This window comes from Flagellimonas flava, assembly GCF_050617915.1.
GTDB classification, from domain to species: Bacteria; Bacteroidota; Bacteroidia; order Flavobacteriales; family Flavobacteriaceae; genus Flagellimonas; species Flagellimonas flava_A.
Window position 1 is genome coordinate 1,182,755 of sequence record NZ_JBODQE010000001.1, and the last position, 25,162, is coordinate 1,207,916.

At 42.9% G+C, this 25,162-nt stretch carries 20 protein-coding genes; 11 read left to right on the forward strand and 9 right to left on the reverse strand.

What is annotated here, in order from left to right:
* Nucleotides 1–10: 10 nt before the first annotated feature.
* The 6 genes from gcvP (at nt 11) to ACRHOZ_RS05520 (ending at nt 8,503) form a co-directional block, all read left to right on the forward strand.
* Nucleotides 11–2,917, forward strand: coding sequence for an aminomethyl-transferring glycine dehydrogenase (gene gcvP, locus ACRHOZ_RS05495; RefSeq protein WP_431123214.1), 2,907 nt, complete (start codon nt 11–13; stop codon nt 2,915–2,917).
* Nucleotides 2,918–3,079: 162 nt separating this feature from the next.
* Nucleotides 3,080–4,138, forward strand: a complete 1,059-nt coding sequence (locus tag ACRHOZ_RS05500) for a 3-oxoacyl-ACP synthase III family protein (RefSeq protein ID WP_431123216.1) — start codon at nt 3,080–3,082, stop codon at nt 4,136–4,138.
* A gap of 345 nt (nt 4,139–4,483) precedes the next feature.
* Nucleotides 4,484–5,335: a glycosyltransferase family 2 protein gene (locus ACRHOZ_RS05505; RefSeq protein WP_431123218.1), complete on the forward strand. Its 852-nt coding sequence runs from the start codon at nt 4,484–4,486 to the stop codon at nt 5,333–5,335.
* A gap of 218 nt (nt 5,336–5,553) precedes the next feature.
* The gene (locus ACRHOZ_RS05510) at nt 5,554–7,449 is read left to right on the forward strand and encodes a hypothetical protein (RefSeq protein ID WP_431123220.1); all 1,896 of its coding nucleotides are present in this window, start codon (nt 5,554–5,556) and stop codon (nt 7,447–7,449) included.
* Nucleotides 7,437–7,871: a hypothetical protein gene (locus ACRHOZ_RS05515; RefSeq protein ID WP_431123222.1), complete on the forward strand. Its 435-nt coding sequence runs from the start codon at nt 7,437–7,439 to the stop codon at nt 7,869–7,871. The genes ACRHOZ_RS05510 and ACRHOZ_RS05515 overlap by 13 nt, the downstream gene beginning before the upstream one ends.
* Before the next feature lie 260 nt (nt 7,872–8,131).
* A complete protein-coding gene (locus tag ACRHOZ_RS05520) occupies nt 8,132–8,503 on the forward strand; it encodes a hypothetical protein (RefSeq protein ID WP_431123224.1) in 372 nt (123 codons plus the stop codon).
* Nucleotides 8,504–8,592: 89 nt separating this feature from the next.
* On the opposite strand, the gene pafA is transcribed toward ACRHOZ_RS05520, so the two are convergent.
* Nucleotides 8,593–10,263 (reverse strand): alkaline phosphatase PafA, encoded by a 1,671-nt coding sequence (gene pafA, locus ACRHOZ_RS05525; RefSeq protein WP_431123226.1) that lies wholly within the window; start codon nt 10,261–10,263, stop codon nt 8,593–8,595.
* Nucleotides 10,264–10,382: 119 nt separating this feature from the next.
* Between pafA and ACRHOZ_RS05530 the strand changes: the two genes are divergently transcribed.
* Both ACRHOZ_RS05530 and ACRHOZ_RS05535 read left to right on the forward strand, forming a co-directional pair.
* Nucleotides 10,383–11,120, forward strand: a complete 738-nt coding sequence (locus tag ACRHOZ_RS05530; RefSeq protein WP_420400732.1) for an MlaE family ABC transporter permease — start codon at nt 10,383–10,385, stop codon at nt 11,118–11,120.
* Nucleotides 11,120–11,887 carry an ABC transporter ATP-binding protein gene (locus ACRHOZ_RS05535; protein WP_431123228.1) on the forward strand — a complete coding sequence of 256 codons (768 nt, stop codon included), beginning with the start codon at nt 11,120–11,122 and terminating at the stop codon, nt 11,885–11,887. The genes ACRHOZ_RS05530 and ACRHOZ_RS05535 overlap by 1 nt, the downstream gene beginning before the upstream one ends.
* A 90-nt stretch (nt 11,888–11,977) precedes the next feature.
* Here the strand turns inward: ACRHOZ_RS05535 and ACRHOZ_RS05540 are convergent, their stop codons facing one another.
* Genes ACRHOZ_RS05540 through ACRHOZ_RS05550 form a run of 3 tightly spaced genes read right to left on the reverse strand, consistent with a single transcriptional unit; the run spans nt 11,978 to nt 15,192 of the window.
* Nucleotides 11,978–13,435 carry a DUF389 domain-containing protein gene (locus ACRHOZ_RS05540; protein ID WP_431123230.1) on the reverse strand — a complete coding sequence of 486 codons (1,458 nt, stop codon included), beginning with the start codon at nt 13,433–13,435 and terminating at the stop codon, nt 11,978–11,980.
* 2 nt (nt 13,436–13,437) lie between these two features.
* Nucleotides 13,438–14,517, reverse strand: a complete 1,080-nt coding sequence (locus ACRHOZ_RS05545) for a mannose-1-phosphate guanylyltransferase (RefSeq protein ID WP_431123232.1) — start codon at nt 14,515–14,517, stop codon at nt 13,438–13,440.
* 21 nt (nt 14,518–14,538) lie between these two features.
* On the reverse strand, nt 14,539–15,192 hold the full coding sequence (locus ACRHOZ_RS05550) for a SprT-like domain-containing protein (RefSeq protein WP_431123235.1): 654 nt from the start codon (nt 15,190–15,192) through the stop codon (nt 14,539–14,541).
* A gap of 125 nt (nt 15,193–15,317) precedes the next feature.
* Here ACRHOZ_RS05550 and ACRHOZ_RS05555 point away from each other — a divergent pair, with 125 nt between their 5' ends.
* From ACRHOZ_RS05555 to ACRHOZ_RS05565, 3 genes are all read left to right on the forward strand, one after another.
* A complete protein-coding gene (locus tag ACRHOZ_RS05555) occupies nt 15,318–16,874 on the forward strand; it encodes a beta-N-acetylhexosaminidase (protein ID WP_431123237.1) in 1,557 nt (518 codons plus the stop codon).
* A 149-nt stretch (nt 16,875–17,023) separates the two neighbouring features.
* Nucleotides 17,024–17,632 carry a JAB domain-containing protein gene (locus ACRHOZ_RS05560; RefSeq protein ID WP_431123240.1) on the forward strand — a complete coding sequence of 203 codons (609 nt, stop codon included), beginning with the start codon at nt 17,024–17,026 and terminating at the stop codon, nt 17,630–17,632.
* Between the two features lie 21 nt (nt 17,633–17,653).
* Complete coding sequence (locus ACRHOZ_RS05565) at nt 17,654–18,061, forward strand: hypothetical protein (RefSeq protein WP_431123242.1); 408 nt, start codon at nt 17,654–17,656, stop codon at nt 18,059–18,061.
* Nucleotides 18,062–18,078: 17 nt separating this feature from the next.
* Here ACRHOZ_RS05565 and ACRHOZ_RS05570 read toward each other — a convergent pair whose 3' ends face one another.
* From ACRHOZ_RS05570 to pdhA, 5 genes are all read right to left on the reverse strand, one after another.
* On the reverse strand, nt 18,079–20,550 hold the full coding sequence (locus ACRHOZ_RS05570) for a TonB-dependent receptor plug domain-containing protein (protein WP_431123244.1): 2,472 nt from the start codon (nt 20,548–20,550) through the stop codon (nt 18,079–18,081).
* Between the two features lie 75 nt (nt 20,551–20,625).
* A complete protein-coding gene (locus tag ACRHOZ_RS05575) occupies nt 20,626–21,303 on the reverse strand; it encodes an SDR family NAD(P)-dependent oxidoreductase (protein ID WP_431123246.1) in 678 nt (225 codons plus the stop codon).
* A gap of 36 nt (nt 21,304–21,339) precedes the next feature.
* Nucleotides 21,340–22,371, reverse strand: a complete 1,032-nt coding sequence (locus ACRHOZ_RS05580; protein ID WP_431123248.1) for a M28 family metallopeptidase — start codon at nt 22,369–22,371, stop codon at nt 21,340–21,342.
* 117 nt (nt 22,372–22,488) lie between these two features.
* Nucleotides 22,489–24,123, reverse strand: coding sequence for a 2-oxo acid dehydrogenase subunit E2 (locus tag ACRHOZ_RS05585; RefSeq protein WP_431123251.1), 1,635 nt, complete (start codon nt 24,121–24,123; stop codon nt 22,489–22,491).
* 4 nt (nt 24,124–24,127) lie between these two features.
* Nucleotides 24,128–25,126 (reverse strand): pyruvate dehydrogenase (acetyl-transferring) E1 component subunit alpha, encoded by a 999-nt coding sequence (gene pdhA, locus ACRHOZ_RS05590; protein ID WP_420400742.1) that lies wholly within the window; start codon nt 25,124–25,126, stop codon nt 24,128–24,130.
* Nucleotides 25,127–25,162 lie beyond the last annotated feature (36 nt).

A 25,162-nucleotide genomic window follows, 5' to 3' on the forward strand; every position in this document is an offset into this window, starting at 1 on the left:
AAAACTGGATATGAATACAGAAGTGTTTGCCTCAAGGCACATTGGAATCACTGAAAAAGATCTTCAGCCCATGTTTGAAACTGTAGGTGTGGATAGCATGGAACAATTGATTTATGAAACCATTCCGGACGACATCAGGTTGAAGGAACCCCTAAATCTCCCCAAAGGTGTCAGTGAACATGAATTTTTGGCCCATATCCAGGAAATGGCGGACCAGAACAAAGTTTTCAAAAGTTATATCGGCTTGGGATATCATGAAAGTTTGACCCCTTCAGTAATCAAGAGGAATATTCTGGAAAATCCGGGTTGGTATACGGCCTATACGCCTTATCAGGCCGAGATTGCCCAAGGTAGACTGGAAGCTCTTCTCAACTTCCAGACCATGGTAAGCGATCTTACTGGGATGGAACTGGCCAACGCCTCTTTATTGGATGAAAGTACGGCAGCAGCAGAGGCCATGACCATGCTGTTGGACGTAAGGTCCCGTCAACAGAAAAAAGAGGAGGCACTTAAGTTCTTTGTCTCCGAGGAAGTTCTTCCCCAAACCTTGAGCCTGCTTCAAACACGATCCAAACCACTGGGTATTAAATTGGTCATTGGAAATCATGAGGAATTCGACTTTTCAAATGAATTCTATGGTGCTTTGCTGCAATATCCAGGGAAACATGGGCAAGTTCATGACTATGCCAGTTTTGTTGAAAAAGCCAAGGAAAATGAGATCAAAGTGGCTGTTGCCGCGGACATTTTAAGTCTGGTATTGCTAACGCCTCCCGGTGAATGGGGGGTAGATGTGGTTGTGGGCACCACCCAGCGTTTCGGTATTCCTTTGGGATACGGAGGTCCCCATGCTGCCTTTTTTGCCACAAAAGAAGCATACAAGCGTAGTATTCCGGGCAGGATCATTGGTATTACCAAGGACACGGATGGAAATCCAGCCTTGAGAATGGCCCTTCAGACCCGCGAACAGCATATAAAAAGAGATAAGGCCACCTCCAACATTTGTACCGCCCAGGTGCTATTGGCCGTTATGGCAGGTATGTATGCCGTGTATCATGGCCCAAAGGGATTAAAATACATCGCGGAAAAGGTGCATAACAATACCCAACTGGTTGCCAAAATGGCTGTACATTTTGGGTTTGAACAATTAAATTCGGTTTTCTTTGATACCGTAAAGGTTGAAGTGCCAGATGTGGAACTTTTAAAGCAGATTACGGAATATGCCAAGATCAATTTCAACTATATTGACGAAAAGACAATTTCAATATCATTAAACGAAGCTACAGGCCAAGAAGACATACTACAGCTTTTCAGGTGTTTTGAAGCCCTAACCCATGGAAATAAGACTAAGTCTGCGGAAGTGGATAAAAATACCATGGAAGGCTTTACACAGGTGCTTTCTGAGGTCGTTATAAGACCAGACAACAATTTTATACCTGAAACCCTGCAACGCAAATCCCCGTTTTTGGAGCACGAAGTATTCAATTCGTATCACTCGGAAACAGAATTGATGCGCTACATCAAGAAATTGGAGCGAAAGGACTTGGCCTTGAACCACTCCATGATATCCTTGGGGAGCTGTACCATGAAATTGAATGCGGCAAGCGAAATGTTGCCTTTGAGCTGGGCCAATTGGGGGAATATTCACCCCTTTGTGCCGCTTGAACAAGCCCAGGGCTATCAAAAGGTGCTTAAAGAGTTGGAATCCCAATTGAATGTGATTACCGGTTTTGCAGCCACCTCCCTTCAACCCAATTCGGGAGCACAGGGAGAGTATGCCGGACTTATGACCATCAAAGCCTACCATGAATCCTGTGGGGAGGGACACAGAAATATCTGTATTATTCCCGCTTCCGCCCATGGAACCAATCCAGCGTCAGCGGTTATGGCTGGAATGAAAGTGGTCGTAACCAAAACCGATGAACATGGAAACATAGATGTTTCGGATTTGGAGGAAAAAGCCCAGCAGCATTCAGAAAATCTTGCAGCCCTAATGGTCACTTATCCTTCAACGCATGGTGTATTTGAGTCTTCCATTAAACACATTACCCAAGTAATTCATGATCACGGTGGGCAAGTATACATGGACGGAGCCAACATGAACGCACAGGTGGGATTGACGAATCCAGCTACCATTGGAGCTGATGTTTGCCACCTGAATCTACACAAGACATTTGCTATCCCGCACGGCGGTGGTGGCCCTGGAGTAGGCCCAATTTGTGTAGCGGAACAATTAAAACCGTTTCTTCCCTCCAATCCTGTTGTGGAAACAGGAGGCGAACAAGCAATCACTGCCATTTCAGCGGCGCCATGGGGCAGTGCACTCGCTTGTCTAATTTCTTATGGATACATCAAGATGTTGGGTGCTGAAGGGCTTACCGAGGCCACCAAAATGGCCATTCTAAATGCCAATTACATCAAGGATCGACTCAAAGGAAAATTTGATGTGCTCTACACGGGTGAAAGAGGTCGCGCTGCACACGAAATGATTATCGACTGCAGGCCTTTCAAAGCCCACGGAATTGAAGTAACGGATATAGCCAAGCGCTTAATGGATTATGGATTTCATGCTCCGACGGTATCCTTCCCAGTTGCTGGAACCATCATGGTAGAACCTACAGAAAGCGAAAGTCTGGCTGAATTGGATCGATTCTGTGAAGCCATGCTGGGTATTAGGGAAGAAATTGATGAAGCGCATGCGGACGACCCCAACAATGTGCTCAAAAATGCACCCCATACCTTAGGAATGGTTACTAGTGATTCTTGGGAGTATCCTTATAGCAGACAAAAGGCCGCATTTCCGTTGCCCTATGTTTCGGATAACAAATTTTGGCCAAGCATCCGCAGAACGGATGAAGCCTTTGGAGATCGTAATTTGATCTGTACCTGCGCACCTATTGAGGCTTACGCTGAAGTCTAGCGTAACACCTATATTCAGGAATAAAACGCCTTGGTTTCCTACGTAAATTAAGGCGTTTTCTTAATTATTTTCCGTTCAAATCCATTTTGGGCATCGTATCAAATTCTCTTGGACAGTCAAAAAATTACAGTTGAAAATTATCTTCAATAGCAAAACCTCGATATGAATATTGGCATCACTGGAACAGGGAGCTACATCCCACCCGTTATCACAAAAAATGAAGACTTTCTTGAACATCACTTTTTGGATACCAATGGCACTCATTTTGAGCACGACAATCAGGTAATCATTGAGAAATTCCAAGCGATTACGGGTATTGCGGAACGCCGATATGCCCCATCAGAATTGAAAACCTCCGATATAGGGTATTTGGCCTCCGAAAAAGCCATTGAAGATGCTGGAATTGACCGAGAGGAAATCGACTATATTATTTTTGCGCACAACTTTGGAGACCTAACCCCTGGCAAAATACAAGGAGATACCCTTCCCAGCCTTGCAACAAGGGTAAAGCACCTTTTGCAAATCAAAAACCCGAAATGTGTGGCCTACGACATGATTTTTGGCTGCCCCGGCTGGATTGAAGGGGTAATCCAAGCTTCTGCATTTATCAAAAGTGGTCTGGCCAAAAAGTGTTTGGTCATTGGTGGCGAAACCCTTTCAAGGGTTATAGATGAGCACGATCGCGATAGTATGATTTATTCCGATGGCGCCGGTGCGGTAATCTTGGAAGCCAATGCAGCCTCAGGGGAAATCCTTGCCAATGCCTCGGAAACCCATGCGAACAAGGAAGCGTATTATTTGTTCTTTGATAAGACTTATAAAAATGAGGGCTGCCCCGAAACCCGATATATTAAAATGCATGGTCGGAAAATCTACGAATTTGCGTGTACCCATGTGCCCAGGGCCATGAAAGAATGTTTGGACTCCAGTGGAACCCATATTGATGAGGTAAGGAAAATTTTTATTCATCAGGCCAACGAAAAAATGGATGAGGCCATTATCAAGCGGTTCTACAGACTTTATGGCAAACAGGTTCCAGAAGATATTATGCCCATGAGCATTCATAAATTGGGCAACAGTTCAGTGGCCACGGTACCCACACTCTATGATTTGGTAAAAAATGGCCAACTGGACAAGCATGAGGTCAACCCAGGAGATGTAGTCATTTTTGCTAGCGTAGGTGCCGGCATGAACATCAATGCCGTTGTGTATAAGATATAAGAACGAACACCAGACATCCGCATCAGCACAAAATAATCCAAGCACCAAGCACCAAGCACCAAGCACCAAGTACCAAGCACCAAGCACCAAGCACCAAGCTTAAAATAAACAAATCCCAAACCCCATTATCCAATCACAGTTCACTGATTACTGATTACCGATTATTGGTTACTGATTATTGATTATTGATTTTAATAAAATAATCCCCCACCATCTCGCATCCATCAGCCAGCACCCAGCACCCAGCACCCAGCATCCAGCACTCCGCAACCGACATCCAGCGCCCAGCAAAAAAGTACAGATTCACTTTTGGACTTGTAAGTTTGAGAATTGGTATTTTGCGGAATGAAATTGAGTGTGATCATTCCTGCCCACAATGAGGCAGAACACCTAACAGCCTGTCTGGATTCATTCGTGGCCCAATCCACACTACCGGATGAGTTGATTGTTGTTGATGACAATTCTACGGACAACACTTTTAAAATTGCCTCCGAGTTTGCCCAAAAAAACACTTGGATTCAGGTACTGCAACGTAAATCCTCTGAAGAGCATATCCCTGGAAAAAAGGTGGTAGATACTTTCAATTTTGGATTAAAACATGCTTCGGAATATGACCTCATAGGAAAGTTTGATGCGGATATCATCCTTCCTCCCAATTACTTCGAGCTTATGCTGAATCATTTCCAAAACAACGGAAAACTTGGGATGTGTTCTGGACTATTGTATGTTGAAAAAAACGGAGCATGGGTATACGAAAACATTTCCAACAAGGACCATATCCGCGGCCCCATCAAACTTTATCACAAAGCTTGTTTTACCAAAATGGAAGGTTTAAGACCAGGGGTTGGCTGGGACACGGTCGATGAACTTTTGGCACAATATAATGGTTTTGAAATCCATACGGATTCCAGTTTGCAAGTGAAACACCTTCGGCCTACTGGTCATGGATATACCATCAAAAAAAGGCAAAGTAAGGGCGAAGCCCTTTACAAGATGAGATATGGCATTGTCCTCGCCAAACTGACTGCTCTTAAGATGGCATGGCAGGCCAAAAATCCCTTCTTATACGGCCAAGTAATCATGGGCTATTTAAGGGCTTTCTTTCAACAATCAGAAAGGTATGTTTCCAAAGAAGAAGGGGTATTTATCCGAAAATACAGATGGAGGGGAATCTTAAAAAAAATGTCCCGAGGATAACCGTTTCCAGAAATAATCAAATTCTAAGTCTTTTCCTGTTGTCCAGCTGGGATAAAAACTTCCTGCCAATCTATTCAGATATCCCATCCATCAATTGAAAAAGGGTATCCGTCAGATCTCCTACTCATTTTACTGGTTCACTCTCTACATTGAAAGAAAAAACTTCAGATTCAAAAAGTTTTTAAATACAAAAATGAATCAACCCAAATCTATGCCCAATGAAGAACTTGAACTATTACCGCCTATCCATTTTTGTTTTGAGTATGCTAATGACCTATTCTTGTCAAAAAGAGGCACACCTTGAAACAGACCAGAACGAAGAGCCAACAGAGGGACCGGACAGTAAGCCCATTGTGCTGGGCAAAGCATTGAACATGCCCTATACCGCCAAAAACATGCAGACCGCACTTGACAATTTATTGACGAGTTTAAAGGGACGATCCAAAAACAGCAAATTGGCCAAAACCTTTAAAGATGGAGAGGGTATAGAAGTACTGCCCTCTCATTATTACTACCGATTTTTGCCCAAGGACAGCCTAGAACACGAACTCATCACCAATGACACCATTCTCCAAGTATCCAATATTCCGCTACATTACGAGGTAGAAGAGCAGGGCGATTTTTACGATGACCCAGAATTGGAAGGGGACGAAAATCCAGGCTCGTTTTCCTACCTCTATGCGGTTGTCCCCTACGATTACCCTATCCCTGAAAATGTGTATGGTGAACGCTTGGACAACTTTTATTTTGCCCCTGAAATGGACGATAAGGAAGCCTTGAAAGAAGGTGAAGTACTTGTAAAACAACCTAGAAACAGCACTACAAAGGAAATTCTGTCCGTTGATGAAAACGGCGAAGTTTTTGAATACTTGGAACTGGAAGCTCTAAAACTTACCAATAATTTGGACAAGGACGAGCTATCCGCTTTACAATTTTACCTGCCCGAGGACACCTCTGGAAAACTTTATAGCTATGAGGAAGCCGTTCAACTGGGTTATGAACAAAAGCAGCTGATCATGGACCTAGCCTCAGTAGAAACCATGCTTGCCGCCGAAGCAGGGGAGCAGGCCCGAAGGCGCAGATGGAGCCCCAGTGGGCGCATCACCGTACAGGAAGATGCCATTGGGCGTACAGTGGGCGTTGTGGGCGCAGAGGTAAAAGTACGTAAATGGGGTTATTTGGTCATACGCAGGGCACGTACCAACAGTACCGGTAATTTTAGGACGAGCAGTACCCGTACCAAACGGGTAAAATATGCGGTACATTTTAATAGTGGTGGAAGATTTAGAGTAATGGCAGGCTCTATATTTATTAGTGCCAAGCACAGGGGAACCAGAACCTATAAAAGAAAGCCTTGGAACCAACATTTTTCTTGGGGTAGGAGCCAGTTTTATGCCTTGGTGCATAACGCTGCGCATGATTATTACACAAGGGCAGTTCCAAGTTATGGTCTTCACAGCCCAAATTACAATCTTAGAATTAAGGCCGAATACTCCAGAGATGAAAGTTCAGAACATAGAGCGGCAATTTCGCGCCTAATGCCGATTTCAGATATTAAAGTTACCAGAATACGAAAAGGAAGATATCGGGGCAGTGATGGAATCTATGCCACTACGGTGCACGAACTTACGCATCGAGGGCATAGAAATATGGATCCGGGCATGTTTTCCGTTGTGGCCAATAGTTGCAGAAGGGACATGATGACAGAAAGTTGGGCAGAAGGTGTGGAAACCATTTTGACCAATGACAGGTATGGTCGTCTAAGCCCTACATATTTCAACAGCAATAATGACAATATTGGATGGAATTATCAAAGACAATTGGATAGAATTTTTGAAATGACTGAATATACCCCAATTGTAGCCGATTTGATTGATAATTACAACCAATCAACCGAGTATGACAACCTAAATCCAAGTCCTCCAGTTGATATAGTTAGTGGTTATAGTTTACAACAAATCCAGAGAGCTTTAGATAATTGCAGAACCATTGATTGTTGGCAAAACAATCTTAAAAATTATTATCATAACCATAGTGAAGGTAATTTAGATGAGCTTTTCAATTATCCAAAGGCAGTACTTAACAATAATAATCCTGATAGATGCGACGACTAGATTTGTTTAAAACAGTTATGATTACCGCATTCATTTTAGCTTGTACAGATGAACCTAATCAGACAAACTTTATGGTAAGTGTAAAAAACATCTCCAGCAGTACCATGAGAATTGAAGCTTTCGAGAAAAAAAATATAGTCTTCCAAGAGGATTTGAGTACAGGAGAAAATAGCCCATCTTGCAATTATACAGATGAAAACTTCAGAGGAATATTTCAAAATTATTGCGGCATAGACTCAATGGTGGTTAAATTTAACAACCAGCAAGGTTATATATCAATCAATAACAACTTGGGAGATTTTAATTTTTCCAACAAGCGAAATCCTCTATTGCCAAATGGAGGGTTTGAAATAAAAGGAAATATCTACGAATTTCTGGTAACAGAGGAAGATTTTAAAAATGCATTTGAATTACCAGAATAACCTATAAACACCGGCAAGCTCAATTAGTCTTTATTGTGATGCAACCAAAGAACATAATATTATATTTAACAATCCTACTTACTTCGTGCGCCAGCTTTTGTTATGGCCAAAATATTGAATTCAAGAGAAATTCCTTAAAAACAGGTATCGCCTTAGGGTTTAATGAAGGAGAGACCGAAACAGGTCTAGGAATCATCTACTCTATTGGGCTACAAAAAAGCTTTGGAAAAAAACAAAAACTCAGATTAAACCCGAATCTGATGATAGGCGGATTCGTTCCTTTTGGAATTACGGACACTCGAAATCAATTTTATCGTATTACTACTTTGGGATATAACCTACACTATGACGTTGTGAAATACAAAGCAGTATCCATTGTAACTTCAATTGGACCATTTGCAAGTTACTCAAGAGGCCTTTTGGGAACAGGAGGAGATGGCGATGTTAGATATAGCCATTCCACTTTTTTCAATTCATTCTATTTTGGTGGGAATGTATCAATTGGGCTTCGAATAGATTTCCCTAAAAGGAAAATAGCTTATGAAATAAGGCCTATAAACGGAATGGTTGGAAACAATTATTTCACTTTAGGCTATTTTCTGTTCGGTATGGACTTTAAGTTTAAAAATTAACGGTTCGCCAACAACATATAATCTAGAAATAAAGACACGCTACTTTAACCATTATAGCTTTAACAATTTTGAACAACAAATAAAGTCAACTATTCCAAAACCTCCCCAATAGGCTTACCAGTAGTTCCATTAGGAAACGCTACCCCCAATAAAGCTGCTATCGTTGGCGCAATATCCGGAATTTCCGTTCGGCTTACCGTGCTCCCTTTCTTGATGCCTTTTCCAAAAAGTAACAAAGGCACGTGGGTGTCATAGATCATGGGAGATCCATGGGTGGAGCCCGTTTCCCGATACGAAGCATGTCCTGGCCTAGGAACCATAAGCACATCCCCAGAGCGTTTTTGGTTATAGCCATTTTGAAGGATATATGGGATTCCTCGGGTATATTCGTTCTGCCACATTTGCGAAGCGGTATACACTTGGTTCACTTGCCCGTAACCCAGAAGCTCCATAGCAATTTCCTCTTGGGCATCGTCCAAATCAATATCCAAATTATGGATGACCTTATGATCCAAGAACACCTGATAATTGGAAATGTTTTTAACTACATCTGTGGTACCGTATTTGTATTTTAGAAATTCAGTGAATCTGGATTTGAGGGCATCCATATCCAAATAATTGGCAGGTACCTGTTCATCACGCAAATACGCAGGCACATTGATTGCCCCATGGTCCGCGGTTAAGAACACGGTATATTGTCCAGCACCCACCTTGGCATCCAAAGTATTGAACAACCGGGCCAACTCTTGATCCAATCTCAAATAGGTATCCTGAATCTCTTTGGAATTCACCCCAAACTTGTGCCCTACATAATCCGTGCTGGAGAAACTTATCGCTAGAAAATCCGTAATGGCATCCACACCAAGGGATTCATGTTCCAAGGCTTCCAGAGCAAAATCCATGGTAAGGCTATTGCCATAAGGAGTGTACTTGATGATTTCAAAATCCTTTGTTTTGCTTAAAAGATTGGGCGTGCTATGCGGAAAAGTCGGGGTGGTCTCCTCCTCAAACAATCCTTCATAGGCATTGTTATCAGTTCCACTCTCCACATAAACAGCTATGTCTTTCAAGGTGGTCCAAGCCTTTTTATATTCCTGCACCTTGCCCGAGGAATTAAAATCTTTAACCCACTGGGGCAAGTCGCTCATATAATAAGAGCTGCTGATCCATTTACCTGTATCCCCGCCTTCAAACCAATAAGCCGCATTGGCCATATGTCCACCAGGTAAAACTGCACCTCTGTCCTTCAAAGCCACAGCAATCACCTTTCCTCGCTTTTGGGTGTGTAAACGTAGCTGATCAGTAATTGTGGTTGTCAACAATCGGTGGGGAGACATTTTTCCTGCATCGGAAGGGGTGCCCACAGTGGAACTGTTCTCGTCCGAAGCACAATACACCTCCTTATCCTGATACTTGTCGTACCAATTGTTGCCTATAATACCATGGGTTGCAGGTGTAGTTCCTGTATAAACCGAAGCATGCCCTGGCCCTGTGCTGGTGGGTGCATAATTGAAATGATGGTTTTTGCAATTGAACCCATCCCGAACCATTCGTTTAAAACCTCCTTCGCCATAGTGGTTCCAAAAACGTGTGAGGTAGTCATATCGCATTTGATCCACCACGATTCCCACTACCAATTTTGGATTTTGGGCAATCTCCATCGGTGGAATCACAGCTGCGTTTCTATTTTTTCTTTGAGCAAGCATTGAGGAGGTTGTCAATAGAGACAATCCAAGGAACAAAAGCGTAAAATTTCTCATGAATTCAATTTGGTTCAACGGGGACAAAACTATCCATTAATTCCCTGTTTAAAATTTAAATCGAGGTTAAATACACGGCAATATTCTTATTTTTATGCCTGCAAGTCAACTTTTGGTACATGAAATACCTTGAAGCGATCGGAAAGTACTTCATCATGATATATGAAGTATTTAAAAAACCAACCAAGTGGCCGATCATGAGATCCCTAATTTTGAAGGAAATCGATGAGCTGATTTTTGGGTCGTTGGGTATTATCATATTTATCTCCTTTTTTATAGGGGGTGTTGTCACCATCCAAACTGCATTGAACCTCAACAGTCCATTAATCCCAAAAAGCTTGATTGGGTTTGCTACGCGACAGTCTGTAATCTTGGAATTTGCTCCAACCTTCACATCCATTATTATGGCAGGAAAGGTAGGTTCCTATATCACCTCCAGTATCGGTACCATGAAGGTCACGGAACAAATTGATGCCCTGGAAGTCATGGGAATTAATTCTGTCAACTACCTGGTGTTCCCAAAGATCATTGCCATGTTGGCCTATCCCTTTGCAGTTGCCATTGCCATGTATGTGGGTATTTTGGGCGGCTGGATTGCCGGTGCTTTTGGGGGATATGCGCCTAGTGGAGAATTTGTAAAAGGATTACAATTGGATTTTGATTCATTCCATGTAACCTATTCCTTTATCAAAACCATTGTGTTCGCTTTTATTATTGCCACAATTCCCTCGTTTCATGGCCTATATATGAAAGGTGGGGCCTTGGAGGTAGGAAAGGCAAGTACCACCTCCTTTGTTTGGACCAGTGTGGTGATCATTATCTTGAATTACATCCTAACCCAATTGTTGCTCGGCTGATGATAGAAGTGGAAAACATACACAAATCGTTTGGAGACACCCATGTTCTTAAGGGCATAAGTACCGTTTTTGAACAGGGAAAGACCAATTTGGTCATTGGGCAAAGTGGCTCGGGAAAAACAGTGTTTCTAAAGTGCCTTCTGGGTCTTTTTGAACCTGAACAAGGACAGATCTGTTACAACGGAAGCTATTATTCCGAGCTTTCCATGGATCAAAGACGGGATTTGCGACAAGAAATGGGCATGGTATTCCAAGGAAGCGCTCTTTTTGATTCCATGACTGTGGAAGGCAATGTGATGTTCCCTCTGGATATGTTTACCAAGCAGTCCAAAGCAGAAATGCAAGACCGAGTGGATTTTGTGCTCGAGCGCGTTAACCTAATAGATGCCCATAAAAAGTATCCTTCGGAAATCTCGGGTGGAATGCAGAAAAGGGTAGCCATTGCGCGTGCCATTGTGATGAATCCAAAATATTTATTTTGCGACGAGCCAAATTCTGGACTAGATCCAAAAACCGCCATTCTTATAGACAATCTTATTCAGGAGATTACGCGTGAATACCAAATTACAACGGTGATCAACACCCATGATATGAACTCCGTAATGGAAATTGGGGAAAAAATCATCTTTCTAAAAAATGGCTATAAGGAATGGGAAGGTACCAACAAGGAAATCTTTAAAACAGATAATGAGGCCGTAACAAACTTTGTGTACTCTTCCGAATTATTCAAAAAAGTGCGGCAGATGTATATTGAGGAGCGGAATTAAGCTGGACTGATAGATTGCTGGATTGTTGGAACTGATTTCTGAAATCTGATGTCTCAAATCTAAATTCTATAGTCTGATGTCTTAAAATAACTAATCCACCTCCTTCACCACCAAGGTAGAATCCTGAATGCGAAGTTTTAGCCAGTCCGCCAATTTTTTGGAATCCCCTTCTTTTTGATTGATTCGGGTTCCTTCTTTCCATTTCACTTCAAAAACAGGAACGGTATCCAACTTTTTAAAGTCCGTTTGCAGTTGGTACGAAAATCCAAGTCCTTCAATGTTCGCATAGTTGGCCTTGGCCTCAGCGCTAATTCCTTCAAAAGGAATCTGTTTACCAGCGTTCTTGGTAAGCGTGGCCACCTCTTCTTCCAACAATCGAATCTGTTCGTCTTTGTTTAAGAGTTCAGCCTTATTCTTTTCGTAGAGTTCACTTACGTAGTTGAATTTTTCCTCAGAATCATCCTTCCCTCCTTGCAAAATCCGAAATTCGGCATCTTTCAATCTGGAATATTCATTCTTTTGGACTCGCCAAGTGTTGATCACATTTTCAGGGATCAGCTCATCTCCCATACAGACCAGTTCAATTAAAGATGGATTCTCTCCTTCCTTATATTCCAATTTGGTCAGATTGTCTACATATCTACCGGCAGAATTAAACTGATATACCTCTATGGTCTCCTTCAAAAATTCTTGCGCCTGTTTTTTGAATAATGACGCCTGAAACACCTGATAAAATGTAAATCCGGCAGGAATCATTACCGCAATCCCAGTCAACGAAGCTGCTCTAGCAATTAACCTTCTTCGTTGCGAATTGGCATACCGCACCATAGGAAAGCGTAAAAACTTGATGACCAAAAAAGTGGCCAAACCAATAAAAATGGTATTGATGATGAACAAGTACATGGCTCCAGCCGCATACCATGGTTTACCAATGGCCAAACCAAAACCTACCGTACAGAGCGGTGGCATCAGGGCCGTGGCAATGGCAACACCAAAAATAACACTGGCAATGGTGCCTTTTTTTGCTCTAGCAATGACCAAGGCCAAACCTCCAAAAAAGGCAATCAGCACATCCCGAATATCCGGTTTGGTTCGTGCTAAAAGTTCAGAAGATTCATCGCGAAGCGGGAACAAATAGAAGAACAAAAAAGCAGTGACCACACTCAACACTACCATTACGGTAAAGTTCTTAAGTGATCTTCGCAAGGTATCAATATCATTGATGGCCAGCGAAAGCCCCATCCCTAAAATAGGGCCCATTAGCGGCGATATTAACATCGCCCCAATTACAACTGCGGTAGAGTTGGCGTTAAGACCCACCGAGGCAATAAAAATGGAACAAATCAGAATCCAGGAGGTATGACCCTTAAAGGGAATATCCGCAATAATGGACTCTTTGGTAGCAACGGCATCCGTATTGGTTCGTATTTCCAAAAGTTCCGAGAGGAACTTGCCAATACTTCCCAACAAGCCTTTAAAATCCCTCTTGACGTTGTCCCCACTATCTGGGTTTGGGGAATCACCGTTTGCAAATAAATGTTCACTCATTCTTACGCGTACTCGTCTCCGAATTTATCTTTAACCTTGTTCAAGACCAACTTAATGTCTTGCTGCTTGGATTTGGGAAAAATCAGTAAAACCTTTTCCTTGTCCACAATAATATAGTCTTCCAATCCGTCTACAACAACAATTTTGCCTTTTGGGGATCGAATCATATTGCCTTTGGCATCTTGCAAAAGCGTTTTACTGTTGACCACGGCATTTTTGGCTTCGTCCTTGTCCAACTTATCATATAGAGCGCCCCAGGTTCCTAGGTCGTTCCAATCAAAGGTAGCAGGTAGGGTAAAAATAGCTTGGGAATTCTCCAAGATAGCATAATCTATGGATATGTCTTTGGCCTTCGGGTAGTTTTCCGCAATAAAGGCTGTCTCTTCTGAAGTGTTATAGCAAGAAATCCCGGTTTGGAAAAGATCATACTGCTCGGGCTGATATGCCTTAAACGCGTTGACAATTGTCTTTACACTCCACATAAAAATACCTGCGTTCCACAGGAAGTTGCCTTGGGCCAAAAATTCCTTGGCCGTTTCATAATCCGGCTTCTCCCTAAATTGGGACACTTTTTTAAGGTTAGCGTCACTTCCTTTTTCAAATTCGATGTAACCAAACCCGGTGTTGGGAAAACTTGGTTGAATACCCAAAGTGCAAAGCACCTCCTCCTTTTCGCATTTATCAAAGCAGGCCTTTACATTATCCTCAAAAGCCTGTTCATCCTCAATCCAGTGGTCACTGGGAGCCACGATCATCACCGCATTGGGGTTCATTTTTTGAATTTTAAGGGATGCATACAAAATACAGGGTGCCGTATTTCGCATGGCGGGTTCCAAGACCACCTGCTCTTGGGTTACCTGAGGTAATTGCTCCAAAACCAAATCGTTATAGCGCTCATTAGTCAAAATGAGGATGTTCTCTGTTGGAATGAATCGATTGAGTCGGTCAAAAGTTTTTTGAATAAGGGTTTTCCCCGCCCCTAGCATATCATGGAATTGTTTGGGGTTTTCCAATGTACTCACTGGCCAAAAGCGGGAACCTACTCCCCCAGCCATTAAAACCGCGTAATAGTTGTTGTTCATTCTAGGTTGAAATTTGTCGTTTTAAAACGGTGGCTCCACATCCGATGTTATATGCACCGGTTCTACCTCCGCATTTGGTTGGAACAAATATAACCTTCCTGTAGCCAATTCCGTACACTCATACCGCTTTACCCTTTTGTTGCCTTTTTTATAGACTCTGCCATTGTGCAGTCTAAAAGTGCTCCCTTTGGGAAGTTCGAACACATAACTTTGTTTCCTTTCTTCGGGATCAAAGGCCTTCAACGCAATGGACAAACGTGTATCTGAACTACTACTGGCCTTAGGGTTTTTAAAGTGGTTGGCTATTACGGGCAGCAATTGAGATGGAAATATCTCCGGTCGTATAAACGGAATCATTAAATGCTGAAAGGTGCGTTTCCACTCCTGTCCATGTGGTTTTATTCGTCGTCCAAATTTTTCAATGGCCACCAAATGGGCAATCTCATGAATCAATGTGATCAAAAAGCGGTATTTGTTCAAAGAGGCATTGACCGTGATTTTGTGGGTACCATCAGGCATTCTCCTATAATCCCCATGTCGGGTATTTCTGTGTCCCACAATCTTTAAATGCACCTCATGCTGACGAATCAAATCTAGACAAGAATCTACGGCCCTTTCTGGAAGGTATTTTTGCAAAGTGGTATCCACGGAGACAAAATTAGAGGTTTTATCCATTGAAACAGGGTGTTGGTCAATTTTGGTTCAAAAAGTGAGTCCTAAATAAGTATCTTGTTCCTATAAACCATTTCCCGTTTTGGGATGCAACCTTTGGACCGCCAACAAATCAAACCCAACCAAGCATGAAACAAATTCTCCCAATTCTACTGTTAATCGTCTTTTGCAATTGTCAACCTGAAGAAACCCAAATCTGGGTCGTCACACCTTATCCCAATACCGTTGCTGCTGAACCTGGTGGTTTCGATTTTAAACAAGGAATCAATTTTGAAACATCTGAGCCAACCCTGGAAGGAGTTGTTTCTTTTTTTCAGAAAAAAATGGTAGAAGTTGGGGCAAGCATAGATGCTGAATCTGGAAAAAAAATACATCTGGAGTTGGCTAAGGGAGGTGAAAAAAGCCCCGAGGCATATAAGTTGCATATCAACAAAAGTGACATCAAACTCACCGCTTCGCATCCCAAAGGTATTTTTTACGGGATGATGACGCTTTGGCAACAATTGAAACTCTCTGGCAATAAGTCTGTACCCTGCGGGGTAGTGGAGGATGCGCCCAGATATGCCCACCGAGGGTTTATGTTGGACGAATCCAGACATTTCTTTGGCAAGAAAAAGGTAAAACAGCTTATAGACCTCATGGCCGCGCTTAAATTGAACACTTTTCACTGGCACCTTACCGATTCCCCAGGATGGCGGGTGGAAATCAAGGCGTACCCCAAACTCACCACCATAGGAGGAATTGGCAACCACACCAATCCTGAGGCTCCAGCCCGTTTTTATACCCAAGAAGATATTAAGGAAATTGTTGCCTTTGCTGCCGAAAGACAGGTGGAGATTATCCCAGAAATTGATATGCCAGGACATGCCACAGCTGCCAACAGGGCATATCCAGAATTTTCGGGAGGAGGTAACGAAAAACATCCCGAGTTCACCTTTGATCCCGGAAAGGATGCTACCTACCAGTATTTGACCACCATTCTTGAAGAAGTAGTTGGCCTGTTCCCATCCCAATACATTCATTTGGGAGGGGATGAAGTGCATTTTGGAAATGAGAAATGGAAAAGCAATGATTCCATTCAAGCACTGATGAACCGAGAAAACTTATCCAGCTTGGTGGATGTGGAACATTATTTTATCCGAAGAATGGCGAACGAACTGACCCAAATGGATAAAAAATTGGCAGGATGGGATGAAATTGTCGAATCCGACGTCTCCAACCAAAGTTCCGTGGTGTATTGGTGGCGGCATGATAAGGAGGATCAATTGCAAAAATCCTTGGACAAGGGTTACCCAACAGTGCTCTGTCCCAGAATTCCGCTCTATTTTGATTTTGTACAGCACGATTCCCATGAAAATGGCAGACGTTGGGATGGGTTTGGTACGTTGGAAGATGTTTATGCGTATCCAGAAAGCACCCATGATTTTTCGGATAAGGAGACTAAACTCATCAAAGGAATCCAGGGAAATCTCTGGACTGAAAAGTTTGATTCAGATATTTGGGTGGACTTTATGACTTTCCCTAGAATGGTGGCCTTGGCGGAATCGGCTTGGACTACAAAAAACAACAAAAATCTTGAACGGTTCAGGACTAATCTATTGCCATTCTATGAGTTTTTGGACTCTCAGGATGTTGGGTATTTTAATAGTTTACAGCCAGAGCTTACGCCAGAACCGAAACCCTAAATTATGTCATTATTGCCCACTGAACGTCAGGTCGAGCGCAGTCGAGACCTAGTTTAGGAGAAGGTTTCAATTGACCTCTCGACTGCGCTCGAGGTGACAACTTTGCCAAAATTATGTGATTTATAACCAACTCATCTTATCTTTAATCTATGGACATTAAACTTACCGATGCCGAACGGATCAAAATCCTAAATTCCGATGACCTCTACGGAATTATGCAACGGATTTTGCTGCGCGAAGACAAAATAGACCAAAACCGAGAACATTTTTGGGTGATCGGTCTGGAGAACAACTGCCGAATCCTGTTTATTGAACTCATCTGCTTGGGCTCGGTCAACCGATCCATTGCCGACCCCATGGAGGTCTTTAGCCTTGCCCTGCAAAAAAGGGCTGTGCAGATCATCCTCTGCCACAATCACCCTTCGGGTGAGTTAAGGGCATCCGCGGCGGACAAGGACAGCACCGACCGCCTGATCCAAGTAGGCAAGATCGTGAGCACCCCCGTGCTGGATCATCTGATCATTTCGGATAAAAGCTTTATCAGTTTTATGGATACCGGCCTTATGGACGAACTGGAACAAAGCATTAAATATGTACCACCGTATAAACTGAAAGAACGTTACGAGAAAGAGGCCGATGAGATTGCCAAACACAAACTAACAGTTGAAATAGCAAGGCAATTAAAATCAAATGGTGTTGACCTTCAGACTATTTCAGATTCCACTGGGTTATCAATTGATGAATTGGAGGAGTTATAGTAAAAAACTTTAATCCAACTCATGCAACAAACCATTACCAAAAACCCCGAAAACCTAGAAATTCTTTATAAACTTGTCGCTAACGGCTTTTATCAGGGATCTGTGGAATCCATAAAATTTGAGTTGGAGGGGAAACACACTACAAACTACCGAATTGTAGGCAGGTTGAATAAAGAGGATAAGTTTGTGGTAAAGGCCGAACCCAAATTCTCCCATAATATTTCGCAAAAAATAATGTTAGCTCTTGGGATTTCCGCTTGTATCATTTTGTTGGTCAAACGCAACTGGATCATTCCGTTATTGATAGCTATTATGGGCCTGGCTTCCTTGGCCACTACCCGTGGCAAAAAGAAACGGGAATTGGACAGGTTTATGAGCAGATTCTTGGATTTTGTAAAACAGGAAGAAACCAAAAACTCCTTGAATTAAATCAATAGAACTGAAAATCACTCACTTTCAAATATCACTTTGGAATGAATTGGTGTTCCTTCATCAGTAACTCCTTGTAAGGTGGCTTGATAGGTAGCGGGAAGGTCTGAGGTGTAAAACGATACCTTAACTTTTCCGTCCGGAGACAGTTCAACATTCGGTTCCCAATGCAGGGTTCTTCTAAAATCTGCCTTCCCTCGTTTTAAACCTATTTTATTAAAGACTGGTTGGTAAAATTTCTTGGATTTTACAAAACCGGGATGTACATAAGAAAGTGTTCCCACCCCATTTTCTGTTGGGGTTTGCTTTTTATAAAAGCGCTCCCTGCCATCCAAAGTATACACTGCTATAATCCCGTTTCCGCCATTCATACCATACATTGCGGTAGCTCCTGGCCTGATGTAATCCACAAAATCTATATCGGTAACGGGAATGTCAAAAATGGTCTGTTCTGCAACGGGAAAGCCATCCAGCAAGAAAAAAGGCGGAATGTCATATCGATTTCTAATGGACACTTGCTCCCCAATAACAGTTACTCCAGGAATTCTGCCTTGCAATGCAGTAAGTGCATTTCCAATGGGGTTATTTCTAAACTGTTCATAATCCAGCGAGTATGACGGCCTGATATATAGTGCAGATTTCCGTTTCCGCTTCATGTTGGCCTCCTTGTCCAATTTATTCTCAGTCACAATGGCCTCTTTAAGTCGTATCAAATCTGCCCCATCCACTTTAAAAGGTTTGTTTTCAGGTAACACCACGGGATAAGCACTAACATAGTCAACTTCATTGGACTTTAGAGGCAGAGACTCCATTATCTTGGCTTCCGGTGTGCTAAACGAATCCAGTTCTATAAAGAAACTGGGGTCTGAACCTCTATTCCTTTTACTTTTTTTGTTTTTATTGGACAGGGCGTTTGCATATACAAAAATGGATGTACTATCCTTAAAATGTAAGTCTGAAAACTCGAATTCCCCATTTTCATTTGTTTCAACAACATCGTAACCCGCTTCCGTTCGGTTTTTGTAAGCCAATGAAACCAGTGCGGGAACAGCATTATCACGTGAATTGGACTGAACTACCCTGCCTTTCAAGGTAATCCCAGTTTCACGGGGAAAACGCAATTCTTCCGTCTCATGATCAATAAAACTTCGCCAACCCTGGGTCATCATCAAAAAATCCAAGTTTTTCCTTCGGGCAGGATCGCCGGAATTAAAATAATAGCTTGGATTTTCGATTTCCCCCTTAAGTTCTGAAGTCAAAAGGAGGTATGTTTTTATATCGATATCGCCCATTTTGGGCGCTGATAAAGCAGCCTCTGAAACAGAAAGGGACATATTCGCCGCAAAATCCGCAGCATCCTCATCCAACTTTATTTCCAAATCCACAAGTTCCCTTTTTCCGTATTGTTTTTTGGAGCTTTCCATTACGACCTGCTCTCCATCTGAATGGTGAAAAAACAGACGTTCACATATGGGCTGCCCCGCGCTATCATAAAGGGTAAACTGGACAATCCCATCCTTAATCAATACTTTAGGCAGAGCCACCGCCGCATATTGATCTCTTCCTTCTATTTTGGATTTGGAAATTACTTCCCCTCCTTGAAAAGCCGTTAATTGAAGTCCATCAACTCCATTGACCCTGGAAGATTTGATTTCTACTTGGTAATGCTCCCCGCGATCAAAAACATGCATCATGGTTCCTGATACCAGGCCATTGGGCAATGGATAAATGAATGTGTTGCCATTGTATTGGATCTCTGCCAGGTACTTTTCGTCATTCTGGGGTATAAAGGAAAGCATTCCCATACCCAAATGGGAACCGGCAAACTCGGTAATCAATTTACCCAAACCATCCACAACCCTTCCATTGATATTGGCACCCAATCCATCCGGGGCAACCAATTTGAATCCCATGCGATTAATAAAGCCATTGACCAGGTTCCCTCCTTCAGGAAAAAATTGAAGATCCGGTTTCTCCAAGTGCAAAACAGCATCCTTTAGGTCTGTTATGGGTTTCTCCCCTGTAAATACTTTTTCGGCTGCTAGTTTTGCCCCTCCTCCTATTCGTATGTTTTTTCTAAAAAATGTGGCGTTCCCAAGGTTACGCATGAAATTGGTATAGGCCCTAACGGTATACATTCCATTTGTTGTTTCCAAGGGAATCAGGATATCCCCAGACGCACTTCCTTGCTCGGTTTGGAGCATTTTGGTGATCAAGACCTCATTTTTGGTGTTGATAAGGTCAACGTAGACAATTTCATTGGTCGCGACAGGTTTGTTGGTACCTGCCTGTACAACGTAAGCTTTAAACCACATACGTTCCCCAGCATAGAAATCCGATCTGTCCATGTGGAGATAAACCTTTTCTCGGTCAATATTTTGAGTCCAGGCATCTGGATTGTGGACATTGCTAATGAAAGAACCGTAACTTATATGGGAAAAACAGACCATTCCCAATGCAAGAAGGAGAAATCGAATTGGCGTTACCATATTTTTGCGTTTTTAGATGTTAGTGGGAACCTTTAAAAATGCCACAATTTTCGTACCAAATCCTTTAGGGTTGTACTATGGAGTACTGTTGCTCACCTGTAACAATTTTCCATTGTATAATTGATGTCCCTTTAGGGCAAAATCCTTGATATATTCGGCCATTTCCAAGGCTGTTACCGGAGCCTCATAACCTGGAAAAGCTTCGGCCAACATTTCGGTTTGAACAGCGCCCAAGGCCAAAACATTAAAACTGGGGCCTGTTTCCTTAAATTCTTCGGCCCAAAGCTCTGTCAAGGTAATTACCGCACCTTTACTTGAGCTATAGGCGGACAAGCCCGGAAACTTCATACTCCCTTGCACCCCGCCCATGGAACTAATGGTGACCACGTGTCCATTTTTTCCCATTTTTGGCACCACCAAGCGGGTCATTTCGGCCACGCCAAACACATTTACTTTGTAAACCGCTTCGAATTCTTCGGACGTAATTTCCAAAAAGGGTTTGTTCAATAAGCTTCCCGCATTATTGATCAGGACATCCACTGTCTCCCATTTTTCAATATGTTGAGCTACTTTTTTATAATCCTCAGCTTGGGAAAGGTCACAGGACAAACTATGTACATTAGGCAAATTTAAATCGGAACACGGCCCAGCATTGCGAGACAATGCCAGCACTTGATGTCCTTCCTCCCCTAAAAGCCTTACCAGTTCGTAGCCTATACCACGGCTGGTTCCTGTGATTATAATGTTTGCCATATTTGACCTCTTGAGCGCTCTCGAGGATGTGTTTAATTAGTTTATCTTGATTTCTTGGGTAGGTGCATTTGCAATACCTTCAACAACTGGCAGCATTTGGTTTACCAGGCTCGCCATATGTCCAAAATCCATCAATTCCACTTCATCCCCTACTTTGTGGTAGTGGTTGAAGTTTGTAAAATCGAAGGTGCAAAAAGTATGGGAAGGGACTCCAAACTCCTTGTGGAAAGGGTAATTGTCCGAACGTTGGAATAGACCATATTTTTTGGCCGTAGGAAGATAACCTACCAACTTTTTCTTAGCATATGCATTGCACACCTCAGCTAGGTTAGACATTTCGTAACCCGTAATGTATACATCATAACTGGTACCATTCAAGGGAACCCCGGTCATTTCGAAATTGAGCATGGCATATAGATTCAAGTCCTGTGCTTTCATTTTTTTGGCCAAATGTTCAGAGCCCAACAGCCCTTTTTCCTCCGCGCTGAAGAGCGCAAATATCAAGCTTCTTTTGTTTGTTTTATTACTTCCAAAATACCTGGCCAATTCCATTACAGTGGATGTTCCAGAAGCATTGTCATTGGCTCCGTTGGCAATGTAATCTCCATTTTCAGGGGCAATGGTTCCTATGTGATCGTAGTGGGCCCCAACCAAGATATACTCTTTCTTTAGCTCAGGATCGTTTCCTTCCACTACACCCACCACATTATAAGATGTCTTTTTAAAATTGGTCAGGGTATCCCTGTAGGATTCGAAATAAGGCTTGACCTGATACGATTTAAAGTAGTTTTCAATATAGGTGGCGGCCATTGCAATCCCCTCACTTCCGGAATCACGGCCCTTCAAATCATCCGAAGCCAAATAGTTCATGAGATCTCCAATGCGTTCCGAACTGGAGAATTCGGCAGCTGAATTAGTTTTGACTTCTGTTTCTTTAACAACAGTTCCCTTAAGCGCTTCTGGCCCATCGGGTTTCCCTGAATCTGCAGATGAATAGGTCGGGATTTTTTTGGTGGAACTACAACCCATGACCAGGGCCATGAGCAAATAAACAAGTGCGTTTTTCATTTTGATGAATTTGTTTAAAGATAAAAAAAGCATCCTAAAAGGATGCTCTTATATATGTTTGTGAAAAACAGTTCTCGACTGCCTGCCTGTCGGCAGACATGGCGCTCGAACCGACAACTATGCCAACATAGTCACTGGATTTTCCAGATACGCCCTTAGTGTCTGTAAAAATTGTGCACCTACAGCGCCATCAACAGTTCTATGATCGCAAGCCAAGGTAACTTTCATTGTGCTTCCCACAACAATCTCACCATTCTTTACCACGGGTTTTTCAACAATAGCCCCAACGGATAAAATAGCGGAGTTAGGTTTATTGATAATGGAAGTGAACTCTAAAATTCCAAACATGCCCAGGTTGGACACCGTAAAGGTACTTCCTTCCATTTCGTCCGGCTTGATCTTTTTTGATCGTGCCCTTCCAGCCAAATCCTTGACAGATGCACCCAATTGGGTCAAGCTAAGTTGATCTGCAAATTTGATAACAGGTACAACCAATCCCTCATCCACAGCTACCGCTACTCCCATATGAATATGGTGTTTGTAGATCGTGGCTTCATCCGTCCAAGTGGTATTCACCTGTGGGTGCTTTTTAAGTGCCATTGCACAAGCTTTTAGCACCATATCATTGAATGAAACTTTGGTATCTGGCAAATTGTTGATTTGGGCCCTTGAGGCTTTTGCATTGTCCATATCCACCTCTATGGTCAAGTAGAAATGTGGTGCAGAAAACTTGGATGCGCCCAAATGCTTGGTAATCGCTTTTCGCATGGAAGAGTTTTTCACTTCTTCCTGACTTTCTTCGCCTACTACCACCGGGATGGGTACAATAGGAGCAGTAGCCACAGGTGCTTCCACTTTTTCCGCAGCTGGAGCAGGTTTTGCGGAAGGTTGATAATTCTCTACATCTCTTTTAACGATTCTTCCATGATCACCGGAACCAGCCACATCAGCCAAATTGATTCCTTTGTCACTAGCTATTTTCTTAGCCAGCGGAGAAGCCAAAATACGTCCGTTTTGTGAAGGTGCAGCTTGTATGGTTGCTTCTTGGGTCGCTGGAGTAGCAGCAGGAGCTTTTTCAACCACGGGAGCACTTTCGGCAGCGGGAGCACCAGCAGGGGCACTCAGAACGGCGTTTACATCAGTACCTTCAGGACCAATTACCGCCAACACCTCATCTACAGGCGCAGACTCACCTTCTTGGATTCCAATATGCAATAAGGTTCCTGAATAAAAGGATTCGAATTCCATGGTGGCCTTATCCGTCTCAATCTCGGCTAAAATATCGCCTTCTTCTACGGTATCCCCCACCTTTTTTAACCAAGATGCCACGGTTCCTTCTTCCATGGTATCACTCAAGCGGGGCATTTTTACAATTTCCACTCCTTCAGGGATTGCCGCAGGTGCAGCAGCTGGAGTGGCTGCAGGAGCACTTTCAGCAACGGCCTCGACGGCAGAAGCTTCCTCGGTGGCGGCAGGAGCAGTTCCACCGGCCAACAATGAGGATATATCCTCTCCATCTTCACCAATGATGGCAAGAAGCGAATCCACAGGAGCACCGTCTCCTTCAGCAATACCGATATGTAGTAGCGTTCCTTCATGAAAGGATTCAAACTCCATAGTGGCCTTGTCCGTTTCGATCTCGGCCAAAATATCTCCTTCCTCTATCTTGTCCCCTACTTTTTTGAGCCATTTTGCCACGGTACCTTCCTCCATGGTATCGCTCAAACGGGGCATGTTGATCACTTCTGCCATTTACCTAAAGTTTATGTTGTAAAAATGGATAATCTTCTTGTTCGTATACGGTATCGTAAAGTTGTTGGATTGGAGGAAAATCAGATTCCTCAGCAAACTTCTCACATTCAGATACCAAATCCTTCACCCTTTTGTCCATCTCCTTGATTTCATCCTCTGAGGCATAACCTTTTTCCAAGATGATATCCTTTACTTGGGTAATAGGATCAATTTTTTTGTATTCCTCTACTTCTTCCTTGGTTCTGTAGTGTTGTGCATCAGACATGGAATGACCTCGATAACGGTAGGTCTTCATCTCCAAGAAAGTTGGTCCTCCACCCGTTCTTGCACGTTCAATGGCCTTATCCACTTCTTTTGCAACAATCGCTGGATCCATTCCATCCACAGGACCACAAGGCATCTCATAACCAAGACCCAATTTCCAAATATCAGTAGTATGGGCCGTACGAGCTACAGAAGTTCCCATGGCATACCCATTGTTTTCGCAAATGAACACTACAGGAAGTTGCCACAACATGGCCAAATTGAACGCTTCGTGCAAGGAACCTTGTCTAACAGCTCCATCACCCATATAACAAAGCGTAACGGAATCCCTTTTGAAATACTTGTCCGCAAAGGCCAGTCCAGCTCCTAATGGAATTTGCCCACCAACAATACCATGACCGCCATAAAAACGATGCTCTTTGGAAAAGATGTGCATGGATCCCCCCATACCTTTGGAAGTACCTGTTACCTTTCCATAGAGTTCGGCCATTACCTTTCTTGGATCAACGCCCATTCCTATAGGTTGCACGTGATTACGGTAGGCTGTTATCATGCGGTCTTTGGTTAGGTCCATTGCATGCAGTGATCCCGCTAAAACGGCTTCTTGACCATTATATAAGTGTAGAAAACCTCTAACTTTTTGTTGAATATATACAGCGGCGAGTTTGTCCTCAAACTTTCTCCAGAACAACATGTCCTCGTACCACTTTAAATAAACTTCTTTGGTAATTTTTTTCATCAACGGTTGTATTAAACGAAATTCCCCTTTTTGGGA